Raw genomic sequence first — 11,723 nt, forward strand, 5'->3', positions numbered from 1 at the left:
TTAAGGGGAGACCGTCCTCAGACGGCCTTCTTCTCGGCCTCGGTGGCGCTCGTGGTCTGGTTCGGCAGGGGGCGCGGCGCCTCGGGCGGGGCGGCGGTCGTCTTGGCGGGCTCGTCGTCCTCCGCCAGCCCCTTCTTGAAGGACTTGATGCCCTTCGCCACGTCGCCCATCAGATCGGAGATCTTGCCGCGACCGAACAGGAGGAGCACCACGGCCAGCACCACGATCCAGTGCCAGATGCTCAGGGAACCCATTTAACGTCCTCCAGGGAATCCGTTTCCCCGGCGCCAGGCGCTCGGGAATAGTCGAGCGGCGACACTAGGCCCCACCCGCGGCGAAAACAAGGACCTCGCCCGGATCCGCGCAAACCCCCACTTCATCACCTTTTGCGAGCGTTCCTGCGTCCCGCGTGCGCACGACGAGGGGCTTTTCGAGCCCGTCCACGATCACTTCCACGAGATCGAGCTCGCCCAGGAAACGCCGCTCCACGATTCGTCCGGCCACGCCGAAGCCTGCCCGTTCCAGCCTTATGCCCTGGGGGCGCACGGCCACGCTGACCGGCCCCGCCGCAAGGCCCGCCGGCGCGGGAAAGGCGCCGAGGGGCGTCTCCACGCGCCCGTCCACCACGTTGCCTTCCATCTCGTTCAGCTCGCAGAAGAAGCGCGCGACGCCGAGGTCCGCCGGCCGGCGATAAAGCTCCGCCGGCGGCCCGAGCTGAACCAGCACGCCCTTGCGCAGCAGGGCGATGCGATCAGCGAGCCGCATGGCTTCTTCCGGATCGTGAGTAACGATGACTGCGGTGGCCTGAGCCTCCTTCAGCACCGCGAGGGTCTCGGTGCGCACCTGGTCGCGCAGCCGCGCATCGAGGCCGGAGAAGGGCTCGTCCAGCAGGAGAATGCCCGGGCGCGGCGCCATGGCGCGGGCGAGCGCGATGCGCTGCTGCTGCCCGCCTGACAATTCGTGAGGATAAGCCTCCGCCACATCCGCAAGGTCAACCCGGGCCAGGGCAAGCCGCGCCTCCCGCTCCGCCTCCGGGCGCTTCAGGGCGCCCAGGCCGAACATGACGTTCTCCAGATTGGTCAGGTGCGGGAACAGGGCATAGTCCTGGAACACCAGCCCCACGCCCCGCTTCTCCGGTGGCACGAATGCCCCCTCGCCCGCCACCGCCGTGCCGTCGATGAGGATGCGCCCACGATCCGGCCGCTCGATGCCGGCGGCAAGGCGCAGCAATGAGGTCTTGCCGCAGCCGGACTGGCCGAGCAGGCACAGCACCTCGCCGGGCTTCACATCCAGCGACACGCTGCGCACCGCGGGCACCCCGCCGTAGGCCAGCTCCACCGCCTCGAAGGCGAGCCCCTTGGCGATGGCGGCAGGGGTACGGGTGCGCACGCGCGGCTCCTCCAGATCCTCAACCAGCACGGAACGCCACTCCCATCAGCTTTCGTCCTCGCCCGCCTCGCCCTCCTCCGCCGGCGGCGGGGACAGGGTGAAGTCCAGGGGCTCCGCCTCAAGGGCGTCCTCGTCCTCCCGCAGGGTCGGATCATCCGAAGGCAACGGCATGGCGAAGCCGGCAGGCAGGCGCCCGTCGATGAGCCCGGCCCCCTTGATCTCGTCAAGGCCGGGCAGGTCCTGGATGGCATCGAGGCCGAACTGGATGAGGAAGGCCGGCGTGGTGCCATAGGTCACCGGCCGTCCCGGCGCCTTGCGCCGGCCGCGCAGGCGCACCCAGCCGGTCTCCAGCAGCACGTCGAGCGTCCCCTTGGAGGTGGAGACGCCGCGGATCTCCTCGATCTCAGCCCGCGTCACCGGCTGGTGATACGCGACGATGGCCAGCACCTCGATGGCGGCGCGGGAGAGCTTGCGCGCCTCGGGCACGGGGCCCGCCACCACGCGGGCGAGGTCCGGCGCCGTGCGCAGCATGAAGCCGCCGGCCGCCTTCACGATGTTGACGCCCCGCCGCGCATAGTCCGCCGTCAGCGCCTCCATGAGGGCGTCGACATCCGCGCCTTCGGACAGATGCAGCTTGAGCGCGCGCGGCTCCACCGGAACCGCCGAGGTGAACAGCAGCGCCTCGATGGTCCTGAGGTCGCGCGCGAAGGCATAAGCGCGCTCATCCTCCGGACGCACGTCGAACAGGTCGATGCGAGGCGCGGGGCGGTTCATCTCTCCTCTCCGGGCGCCACATCCGGCGCCTCCAGCGGCAATCTCGGAGCCTCGGCGCGGGGCCTCAGCCACAGCGGAGCGAAGGGGGCATCCTGGCGGATGTCCAGCATCCCTTCCCGCACCATTTCGAGGCTGGCCGAGAAGCTCGAGGCGAGCGCCGTGGCCCGCTGCTCCGGCTCCAGCAGGTAATCTAGCAGGAATTGGTCGAGCCGCATCCATTCACCCACCACGTCCGCGCCCAGCAACCGCTCCAGGCGGGCCCGCGCATCGGCCAGGGACCACACGGTGCGGGTCTTGAGCGTTACCTGCGACAGGACCTTGGTCTGCCGCTGGCGGGCATAGGCGGTGAGGAGATCGTAGAGCGTGGCGGTATAGACGGTATAGCGCGGCAGGTCCGCCGGATCGGGCAGCGCGCGGGCAAAGCTTTCGCGCCCCATCTGCGGACGGGCCATCAGCTCCTGCGCTACCTTGCGGATGCGCTCCAGATGCCTGAGGCGCCGGGCGAAGGCGGCCGCGAGCTCCTCGGCGCTGGGTCCATCCTCCTGGGGCGGCGCTGGCAGGAGCAGGCGGGATTTCAGATAGGCGAGCCATGCGGCCATCACCAGATAGTCGGCGGCCAGCTCCAGCCGTCCGCGGCGCGCCTCCTCGATGAAGGAAAGATACTGGTCCGCGAGCGCCAGGATGGAGATGCGGGTCAGGTCCACCTTCTGCGTGCGGGCGAGCGCGAGCAACAGGTCGAGCGGCCCCTCGAAGCCGTCCACGTCCACCACGAAGGCCTCGCCGGAATCCGCCGGCACGCTGTCCGCGCCGATCTCGAAGGGATCCGGTCCGGCCTCGCCCGCCATGGTCAGGCGACCACCTTGAGCCTGTCCGCCACCGCGGCCCGCAGGGCGGCGCCGTCCACCGGGTCCGGCACCTGTCGCAGGTCCATGGCCCGATTGGCCCGCTCCGCCGCCGCGCCTGCAAGGAGCGGCGCGACGGAGGCCACCTGCTCCATCTCCGCCATGACGCCGTTGCAGTGGAGCAGCATGTCGCAGCCGGCGCCGATGGCATCGCGCCCACGCGCCGGAAGGTCGCCGGAGAGCGCGCCCATGGAGAGGTCGTCGCTCATGAGCAGGCCCGAGAAGCCGATGGCGCCACGGATGACCTCGCCGATCACCGTCGGCGATGTGGTGGCCGGCCGCTCCGCATCGATATCCGCATAGACCACATGGGCCGTCATGCCGAGGGGCAGGTCCGCCAGCGCGCGGAAGGCCGCGAAGTCCGCCTCCTTCAGCACCGCGCGCGAGGCGTTGACCACCGGCAGCTTCTCATGGCTGTCCACGGGAGCGCGTCCGTGGCCGGGGATATGCTTCAGCACCGGCAGCACGCCGCCATCCAGCAGGCCCACCGCCGCCGCACGGGCAAGGGCAGCGACCGTTTCCGGATCGGTGCCATAGGCCCGGTTGCCGATGATGCCGTGCCCGTCCGGATGGCGCAGGTCCGCCACCGGAAGGCAGTCCACATCAATGCCCAAGGCGAACAGATCGGCGGCGATGGCGCGGGAATTCAGCCGCGCCGCCTCCAGCCCGGCCGCCGGGTCAGCCAGATAAAGGGTGCCGAAGGCTTCGGCCGGCGGATATTCCGGCCAGTGGGGCGGCCTGAGGCGCTGCACCCGCCCGCCTTCCTGGTCGATGAGCACAGGGGCATGCCAGCCCGCCGCCTCCCGCAGGTCCGACACGAGCGCACGCACCTGCTCGGGATCTTCCACGTTGCGGGCGAACAGGATGAAGCCCCATGGCTCCGCCGCGCGGAAGAAGGCACGCTCGTCACGGGAAAGGCGCGGGCCGGCGCAGCCGGCAATGAAGGCGCGGGATGTCATGGATCAGGCCCTATAAGCGAGGTTTCGCCGCGTCAAGGTGGCTGGCATGGCGGCGGCCCATATGAAAACGGCCGGGCGAGCCCGGCCGTTGTGCGATCTGGAATGGGTCCGGCTCAGAGGCCGGCCACGTAGCGGCCCGGATCCACCGGCTGCGAGCCCTTGCGGATCTCGAAGTGCAGCTGGGGCGTGTTCACGCCGCCGCTCTGGCCCGCCTTGGCGATCACCTGGCCGCGGCGCACGGTGTCGCCACGCTTCACGCTGAGCTCGCTGTTGTTCGCATAAGCGGTGACGTAGCCGTCCGAATGCTTGACCAGCACCAGATTGCCGTAGTCCTTCAGCTCGTTGCCGGCATAAGCGACCACGCCGTCCTCCGCGGCACGCACTGCGGTGCCCTCCGGCACAGCGAAGTTCACGCCATCGTTGCGCGCGCCACCCGGCTTGGGGCCGAAGCTGGAGATGACACGGCCGCGCACCGGGGCACGGAACTGCGGACCGCCGCCGGCGGGACGCACGCCGTCGTCCGCATCCTCGACGACGCTCACCTTGGCCGCGGTCTCCACCTTCACGTCACCCGTGGATTTGGCGTTGGCCTGGGTCGGCGCGGGCGCGGCACCCTTCGACACAGCCGGCGTCGGCGCAGCCTGGGCGACGACCGGGCTGGTGGCCTGCGGCTTGGTCGCGGCCGTGGCAACCGGGGCCGGCACCGGCTTTCCGGAAGCCGGCAGCGTGCCGAGGGTACCGACGGGGCCGGGAGCGCCGGGGGCCGCCGCAACCTGGGCCGGCTTGGCCGCGGAGGCGGCAGTGGCCGGGCCACGCGCCTGGGCGGCTCCGTTGCCGCCCGGCGGGATGATCAGGGTCTGGCCGGTGCGCACGGTGTTGCCAGCGGGGATGCCGTTGGCGGTGCCGAGGGCGGCGACCGAAACGCCGTACATGCGGGAGATGGAGCCGAGCGTCTCGCCCGCCACCACCACATGGGTGCCCGCCGTCGCCGGACGGGACGCCGTGGCCACCGCAGCCGCCGGGGCGGGAGCGGCCGGGGCCTGCGCGGGAGGGGCGGAAGCGTAGCCGGGGGACCCATAGAGCGGCTGGGACGGCCCCGAGGCCGCGTAATAAGACGGAGGCGCCCCGGCCGCCGCCTGCCCTGGAGGCGGCAGCGGAACGGAGTCCACGCGCCCGGTGGGCGCAGCCCCGAGGGAGCCGGTCACTTCCGGCGACGGAGCGTGGCCCTGGTAGGAACCGGCACCGGGATTGGGGTAATCGGCTGCGAACCGGGACGAGTCCGAGCTGCAGCCGGCCACCGTTCCGGACACAAGCCCGATCAGCGCCAGTCGCGCGAAGACATTACGTCCGGAAGTGTCGCTGGGAATACGCATGTGACCGAACTCGCACGCAACAAACGATCGGTCGCAGTTAAGGGGCCCATGCGTAAACGGCGGCTTAAGTCGGGCGTTTCGGTGGGCAGGCCGTCGAAGTTTCGGCTTACGCGTTGCACACGGGCAACACTTTCGCCGGGGCGCAAAGGCCCGGGATCAGCGCGCGGCCGGGACGGCCACGGTGCTGCGCCCGCTGTCGGCGGTGTCAGCCACCGAATTGCCGAGCTGCTTCACGTGCTGGCCGTAGTGCTCGCGCGTGTTCTCGTCCACCACCGCCATCGGGGCAGCGATCACGAGGCCGGCGGCGGTGCCGACCGTGGCGGCGGCATCGGAGGTCAGCGAGATGATGCGCTCGCCAACGCCGACGCGGGCATCCGTCATGGTCTGGCCCTGGGCAAGGCGGGCACCGATGGCCTGCACCACCTGCGGGCTGGCGGCGAACTTGCCGTGGTTCAGGGCGTCGTCGGTCCGCAGCTTGGTCAGGTCGATGACGTTGATGTTGTAGCGCTCGAACTCGGAACGGAACGGCTCCTGCTCGGGGTCGATCTGGCCGACGCGGGGGATGTTGCCCCACACCCGCTTCGACACCGCGAGGGCCTTGTCGTCCTGGGAAACGAACAGGGTGAAGGCCGGGCGAGGCTGCCCGAGCTCGCCGAGGACGGTGTAGAACACGTCCACGTCCACGTCCGGGGCGGCGAGCATCACATACTTGATCTTTGGCAGGATCCGCCCGTTCCGGATCGCCATCTGCCGGAGCGCTTCCAGTGTCACCACATTGCCCATGGAGTGGGCGAGGATGGATATTTCACCGACGTTCGGGTCCTTCGCCATGAACGTCAGCAGACGCTCCAGCGAGTCACGGGAGAAGGAGGTGCTCTCCCGGTCATAGCCATAGGCGAGCAGGCTGCCGCGCGACGGCCAGGTGAACAGCACCGGCGTCACCGGCGCATTCGAATCGTGGATGATCTGGGCGAAGCGGAACACCGCGTCGTCGAAGCGCTGGTTGTAGCCATGCACGAACACTAGCGCCTGCCGTCCCGGCGTGCGGCGCACGCGCTCGTGGAACCACGTGATGGCCTGGTCCTGCGTCAGGTCGTCGAGCTTGGTGGTGACGAAATCCGTAGCCGGATTGCCGGGAACCGAGCGCGGCCATTGCACGTCGCCCGGCTGGCGGGCGCTGTCCGGCGGGATGGAAACCTCGATCTCCGCATAGCTGGGGGTACGGGCGCGCTCCCCGCTGAAGATGTCCGGCCCGTCCACGCGCTCGCGGACGGTAGCCACGACCATGTCCACGCGGGAGGTGCCGGGCACATCGTCCGGTACGGGAATAAGCACGCCCGACGGGCGACCGCCGCACCCGACGAGAGCGCCGAGCAGGACCGCACACGCCAAAACAGGCAACACCCGACGCGATACGTCCACCCGCACGTCACATTCTCCCGGAACTCTACGGTAACTATCCGATAGCGGAGCGGCTGCGGGGCAGCAACCGCATCCCAGGGGGGAGGCGCCAGGGCAGCGGAAGCGCGATACGCCCCCCATAAATGCCCCGGCTCCACCAGAGGTGGAAAATCCGTATTAATTCAATGCCTTGGTAAGCACCTGACCGTTACGACGATGCCGAAGCCATTTCACCCCGGGCGGCCGCTCTGTTGCGAATTTCCTAAAGTGTGGCCGCCGCGCCCGGCACCAGCGGCACGAAGCGCACCTTCATGAGGTCGGTGCGGGTACGGCCGGATTGCTCCTTCACATAGCGCACAAGGGTCTGAACCTCCTCCGGCTGCCCCACCGGCATCACAAGAACCCCGCCGAACTTCAGCTGGTCGACCAGCGCGATGGGAATGTCCGGCGCCGCCGCCGTCACCAGTATGCGGTCGAACGGCGCCCGGGCAGGCAGGCCCAGGATACCGTCGCCCACATAAGCGGTGACGTTGCGCAGTCCCAGCACCTCGAACCGCGCCTGCGCCTCGCTCACCAGAGAGCGGTACCTATCAACCGTCACGACCCGTGCGGCCAGATGGGACAGCACCGCGGCGTGGTATCCGGAGCCGGTCCCCACCTCCAGCACCGAATGCTCGGCCGTGACACCGAGAGCCTCCGTCATGGCAGCGACGAGGCTCGGCTGCGACATGGTCTGCCCGCAGGCGATGGGCAGCGCCACGTCGTCATAGGCATGGCGGCGCAGGATGGGATCCACGAACAGCGGACGGGGCACCAGCTCCATCGCCCGCAGCACCGCCACGTCGCGAATCCCCCTCTGGCGCAGGCCGAGGATGAAGGCCATGCGTTCCGCCCGTTCTCCCTCGCTCTCGACGGCGCTCATGCAGTACGCTCACTTCTGCGGTTTAGCTCTTGATACATATAACATATCCGCCTGTACTTAAAGTTGAAGTGCAGGATGATGATCTTGCGCCGGCATTGCTCTTCGGACACCCTCCCCGCGCCATGCGCCCAGACGTCCTCCTCCCCCTCTTCGCACCGCTCGACAGCCTGCCCGGCATCGGCCCGAAGCTGTTGAAGCCTTATGCGCGCCTGCTGGGGCGGGAGTTGCCGCGCGTCATCGACCTGCTCTTCCACCTGCCATCCGGTTTCGTGGACCGGCGCGCCCGCCCCACCATCGCCGAGGCGGTCCCGGAGACCGACGTCACCCTCGAGGTGCGGGTGGACGGGCACCAGGCCCCCGCCCCCGGCAGCCGCGCGCCCCACCGCACCTATGTCTCCGACGCATCCGGCGACCTCGTCATCACCCATTTCAAGATGGACCCGGCGCGCATCGAGCACATGCTCCCCACCGGAGCGACGCGCTGGCTGTGCGGGCGCATCTCGCTCTATGACGGCATGCGGCAGATGACCCATCCCGACCGCATCCTCGATGCCGCCGGCCTCGCCCGGCTCCCGGCGGTGGAGCCGGTCTACCCGCTGGTGGAGGGCCTCGCCGCCGGCCATGTGCGCCGCTCCATGGAGGCCGCGCTGCAACGGGTGCCGGAACTGCCCGAGTGGGTGCCGGCCCCGTTGCTCGCCGCCAAGGGCTGGCCCTCCTTCCGGGAGGCCCTCGCGCGGGTCCACCGCCCGCCGACCCCACACGAGGCGACCCCGGCCGGCGGGCCGTGGCGGCGGCTCGCCTTCGACGAGCTGTTCGCCCATCAGATTACCCTCGCGCTCCTGCGCGCGCAGGAGGAGAAGGCGGGCGGGCGCCCGACCATTGGCGACGGGCGCATCACCGGGCGGCTCATCGCCGCCCTTCCCTTCCGCCTCACAGCCGCGCAGGAGACGGCCCTCGCCGCCATCCGGGCCGACCTCGCCTCGGACACGCGCATGCTGCGCCTGCTGCAGGGCGACGTGGGCTCGGGCAAGACGGTGGTGGCCCTGCTGGCGGCGGCGACGGTGGCCGAGGCGGGACGCCAGACGGCCCTCATGGCACCCACCGAGATCCTCGCCCGCCAGCATCACGAGACCATTGCCCCGCTGGCGGAAGCTGCCGGCCTCACCACCGCCGTGCTGACGGGACGGGAGAAGGGCCGCGCCCGCGACGCCATCCTCTCCGGCCTTGCCGAGGGGAAGACGGACCTCGTGGTGGGCACCCATGCCTTGATCCAGGAGGATGTCGCCTTCCGCGACCTCGCGCTCGCCGTGGTGGACGAGCAGCATCGCTTCGGCGTGGAGCAGCGCCTGACCCTGGCCCGCAAGGGCGAGGCCGTGGACATGCTGGTGATGACGGCCACCCCCATTCCGCGCACCCTGGTTCTCACCCTGTTCGGCGACATGGATTCGAGCGAGCTGCGCGAGAAGCCCCCCGGCCGGCAGGCCATCGACACCCGGGCCGTGCCCCTCGACCGCCTCGACGAGGTGGTGGCCGCGGTGGGCCGCGCCATATCCTCGGGCGCGCGGGCCTATTGGATCTGTCCCCTGGTGGAGGAGACCGACACCTCGGACCTCGCCGCCGCCACGGAGCGGTTCGAGGTGCTGAAGTCCATCTTCGGCGACAAGGTCGGCCTGGTGCACGGCCGCATGTCCGGCACCGCCAAGGACCAGGCGATGGCCCGCTTCGCTTCGGGCGAGACCCGGCTGCTGGTGGCCACCACCGTGGTGGAGGTGGGTGTGAACGTGCCCGAGGCCACCGTGATGGTCATCGAGCATGCGGAGCGCTTCGGCCTCGCCCAGCTCCACCAGTTGCGGGGCCGCGTCGGGCGCGGCGACAAGCCGTCCGTCTGCCTCCTGCTCTATCGCGCTCCGCCCGGCGAGGTGGCGAAGGCCCGCCTCGCCATCCTGCGCGAGAGCCAGGATGGCTTCCGCCTCGCCGAGGAGGACCTGCGCCTGCGCGGCGAAGGCGACGTGCTCGGCACGCGGCAGAGCGGCATGCCCGGCTTCCGCCTGGCCCGCATGGAGTTCCACGCCAGCGAGGTGGAGGCGGCGCGCGATTCCGCGGCCGCGCTGGTGCGCTCCGATCCCGACCTCGCCTCCCCCGCGGCGCGGCCCCTCCACGTCCTGCTGCACTTGCAGGAGCGCGACGCGGCCATGCGCTTGCTCTCTGCAGGCTGAGGCGGCATGGTCCGGCCATGACGCCCGATCCGAACACCTCCGCGCCGGCCGGGCCTTCGTCCACGCGCCCGGATGCGACTTGTCCTTCGCCCACGGAGCGCCTGGCCGCCGAGCGCTGGGGGCGGGCCGCGCTCTACAAGAAGCTGCTGTTCGCGGCCGGCATCGTGTTCCTGGTGGTGGGCGCCATCGGCATGGTGGTGCCCATGCTGCCGGGCACCGTCTTCCTTATCCTCGCCGCCTGGTGCTTCGCGCGCTCCTCCCCGCGCTTCGAGGCCTGGCTGCTCACCCATCGCTATCTCGGCCCCAGCGTGGCGCGATGGCGCGAGACCGGGGCCGTTCCGCCCATGGTGAAGCTGCTCGCCTTGTCGAGCTTCGTGGGCACCTTCACCGGCAGCTGGTATTTCGGCGCGCCGACGGTGCTGCTCGCGGTGCTGGGCGTCGTCTTCATCCTGCTCGCGGTGTTCATCGCCACCCGGCCGAACCGGTGAACGAGAGCCTTAGCCGTCCCGGCGGCGCAGGGTGACGACGTTGTCGGCACGCGGCACCGCCTGCTCCTGCTGCGCCAGGACCACCCGGTTCCGCCCCGCGCGCTTCGCCTCATAGAGGGCGGCGTCGGCGCGCTCCGTCATCAGGCTCAGGCTATCTTCGGGCCGCATGTCGGCGACGCCGATGGAGACGGTCATGGACGGCACTTCCGCCTCGCCGCCGGAAAGTGTCGCCTCGCGGATCGCCTCCGCCAGCAGGCGCGCCGTCTCGCGGGTCGAGCGGTCGAGCAGCACGGCGAATTCCTCGCCGCCGAGGCGCGCCACCACCGCGGACTGGGGCGTCGTTTCATTGAGCATCGCCGCGAACCAGCGGATCGCCCGATCGCCGGCGGCATGGCCAAGACTGTCGTTGATGGCCTTGAAGTGGTCGAGGTCCAGGAGCAGCAGCGTCACCGGCGTCCCCCTCCGCCGGCTCTGCTCCAGGAGATGGCTGGCCCGCCCCTCGAACCCGCGCCGGTTGAGCACGCCCGAGAGCGGGTCGGTCTCCGCCGCCGTCGCGCTGTCACGGACCACCGCAAGGCCGGTGTTCACCAGCAGGATCAGCCCGGTCGCCACCAGGAGAATGCCGGTGCTCACCTGGGAGATCAGCGCGTAGGGGCTCTCGATGTAGTTGGCGGGATTGACCCCGGTGCCGAAGTGCGCCGCCACCGCCGCCTTGATGGGAAAGTGCAGCGCAGTGAGAAAGAGCATGAGGGCGAGCACGAGATCGCTGGCCCGCCGCGGACTATGCTTCACCACCATCCACACGCCGGCAAGCATGGCGAGCAGGAACGGCAGCTGGTAGGTCTCCGTGAAGCGCAGGGAGTTGCGGTCGAACCGGGGCAGCGATGCCGCCGCCAGAAACGTCGCGCTGACGAGCGCCGCGATCAGCCACCACGGCACCGGACGCCCATAGAAGATGGCGAGCGCCGGCACTATCAGGATCAGCCCAAGGGCGAAGGTGAAGAACACCATCGCCCCGAAGAAGCCCGTCCACGCCCCAGAGGCCAGCCCCAGCTGCGCAATGGGCGTGAGCATGCCCACCGCATAGCTCGCGGCGAACCACACCGGAGCCCGCTGCCTCGGGTTCATGAAGGCGATCGTCGCATAGCTCGCGGCGAAAAGGCCGGCGAGCGCGATGTTCATGACGACGGTCAAAGCGGCGGCGGGCATGACGCAGCGCTCGTTCCCCGAAGCTGAGGCAGCCGGCCCAGGATGAGGGCAGTCTCACCCCGCGCGCAAGGCCGTCACCAACCTAGCTCG

11 protein-coding genes are annotated in these 11,723 nt (G+C 70.1%); 2 read left to right on the plus strand and 9 right to left on the minus strand.

What is annotated here, in order from left to right:
* Positions 1-17 precede the first annotated feature (17 nt).
* The 8 genes from V5F59_RS12615 to V5F59_RS12650 form a co-directional block, all read right to left on the minus strand.
* A complete protein-coding gene (locus tag V5F59_RS12615; RefSeq protein ID WP_393977871.1) occupies positions 18-254 on the minus strand; it encodes a twin-arginine translocase TatA/TatE family subunit in 237 nt (78 codons plus the stop codon).
* A 64-nt stretch (positions 255-318) separates the two neighbouring features.
* Positions 319-1,419: an ABC transporter ATP-binding protein gene (locus V5F59_RS12620; RefSeq protein WP_393977873.1), complete on the minus strand. Its 1,101-nt coding sequence runs from the start codon at positions 1,417-1,419 to the stop codon at positions 319-321.
* Positions 1,420-1,434: 15 nt separating this feature from the next.
* Positions 1,435-2,163: an SMC-Scp complex subunit ScpB gene (scpB, locus tag V5F59_RS12625; RefSeq protein WP_393977875.1), complete on the minus strand. Its 729-nt coding sequence runs from the start codon at positions 2,161-2,163 to the stop codon at positions 1,435-1,437.
* Complete coding sequence (locus tag V5F59_RS12630) at positions 2,160-3,008, minus strand: segregation and condensation protein A (RefSeq protein WP_393977877.1); 849 nt, start codon at positions 3,006-3,008, stop codon at positions 2,160-2,162. Before V5F59_RS12630 ends, scpB begins: the two co-directional genes overlap by 4 nt.
* Before the next feature lie 2 nt (positions 3,009-3,010).
* Entirely contained in the window at positions 3,011-4,024 is a 1,014-nt protein-coding gene (nagZ, locus tag V5F59_RS12635; RefSeq protein WP_393977879.1) for a beta-N-acetylhexosaminidase, read from the minus strand.
* 113 nt (positions 4,025-4,137) lie between these two features.
* Positions 4,138-5,397: a peptidoglycan DD-metalloendopeptidase family protein gene (locus V5F59_RS12640; protein WP_393977881.1), complete on the minus strand. Its 1,260-nt coding sequence runs from the start codon at positions 5,395-5,397 to the stop codon at positions 4,138-4,140.
* A 156-nt stretch (positions 5,398-5,553) separates the two neighbouring features.
* Positions 5,554-6,684 (minus strand): alpha/beta hydrolase, encoded by a 1,131-nt coding sequence (locus tag V5F59_RS12645; protein WP_393978592.1) that lies wholly within the window; start codon positions 6,682-6,684, stop codon positions 5,554-5,556.
* Positions 6,685-7,060: 376 nt separating this feature from the next.
* Positions 7,061-7,720, minus strand: a complete 660-nt coding sequence (locus tag V5F59_RS12650; protein WP_393977883.1) for a protein-L-isoaspartate(D-aspartate) O-methyltransferase — start codon at positions 7,718-7,720, stop codon at positions 7,061-7,063.
* A 122-nt stretch (positions 7,721-7,842) separates the two neighbouring features.
* On the opposite strand from V5F59_RS12650, the gene recG reads away from it, so the two are divergent.
* A complete protein-coding gene (gene recG, locus V5F59_RS12655; protein ID WP_393977885.1) occupies positions 7,843-9,936 on the plus strand; it encodes an ATP-dependent DNA helicase RecG in 2,094 nt (697 codons plus the stop codon).
* A gap of 17 nt (positions 9,937-9,953) precedes the next feature.
* Positions 9,954-10,424: a YbaN family protein gene (locus V5F59_RS12660; protein ID WP_393977887.1), complete on the plus strand. Its 471-nt coding sequence runs from the start codon at positions 9,954-9,956 to the stop codon at positions 10,422-10,424.
* Between the two features lie 9 nt (positions 10,425-10,433).
* Here V5F59_RS12660 and V5F59_RS12665 read toward each other — a convergent pair whose 3' ends face one another.
* The gene (locus tag V5F59_RS12665; RefSeq protein ID WP_393977889.1) at positions 10,434-11,633 is read right to left on the minus strand and encodes a GGDEF domain-containing protein; all 1,200 of its coding nucleotides are present in this window, start codon (positions 11,631-11,633) and stop codon (positions 10,434-10,436) included.
* Between the last annotated feature and the right edge of the window lie 90 nt (positions 11,634-11,723).

The organism is Xanthobacter nonsaccharivorans, assembly GCF_043194755.2.
Lineage (GTDB): Bacteria > Pseudomonadota > Alphaproteobacteria > Rhizobiales > Xanthobacteraceae > Xanthobacter > Xanthobacter autotrophicus_G.

What these genes read in the sequence shown, in the direction of transcription:
- V5F59_RS12615 (WP_393977871.1), bottom strand. Translation starts at nt 254, where the DNA reads ATGGGTTCCCTGAGCATCTGGCACTGGATCGTGGTGCTGGCCGTGGTG.
- scpB (WP_393977875.1), bottom strand. Translation starts at nt 2,163, where the DNA reads ATGAACCGCCCCGCGCCTCGCATCGACCTGTTCGACGTGCGTCCGGAG.
- V5F59_RS12630 (WP_393977877.1), bottom strand. Translation starts at nt 3,008, where the DNA reads ATGGCGGGCGAGGCCGGACCGGATCCCTTCGAGATCGGCGCGGACAGC.
- nagZ (WP_393977879.1), bottom strand. Translation starts at nt 4,024, where the DNA reads ATGACATCCCGCGCCTTCATTGCCGGCTGCGCCGGCCCGCGCCTTTCC.
- V5F59_RS12640 (WP_393977881.1), bottom strand. Translation starts at nt 5,397, where the DNA reads ATGCGTATTCCCAGCGACACTTCCGGACGTAATGTCTTCGCGCGACTG.
- V5F59_RS12645 (WP_393978592.1), bottom strand. Translation starts at nt 6,684, where the DNA reads ATGGTCGTGGCTACCGTCCGCGAGCGCGTGGACGGGCCGGACATCTTC.
- V5F59_RS12650 (WP_393977883.1), bottom strand. Translation starts at nt 7,720, where the DNA reads ATGAGCGCCGTCGAGAGCGAGGGAGAACGGGCGGAACGCATGGCCTTC.
- recG (WP_393977885.1), top strand. Translation starts at nt 7,843, where the DNA reads ATGCGCCCAGACGTCCTCCTCCCCCTCTTCGCACCGCTCGACAGCCTG.
- V5F59_RS12660 (WP_393977887.1), top strand. Translation starts at nt 9,954, where the DNA reads ATGACGCCCGATCCGAACACCTCCGCGCCGGCCGGGCCTTCGTCCACG.
- V5F59_RS12665 (WP_393977889.1), bottom strand. Translation starts at nt 11,633, where the DNA reads ATGCCCGCCGCCGCTTTGACCGTCGTCATGAACATCGCGCTCGCCGGC.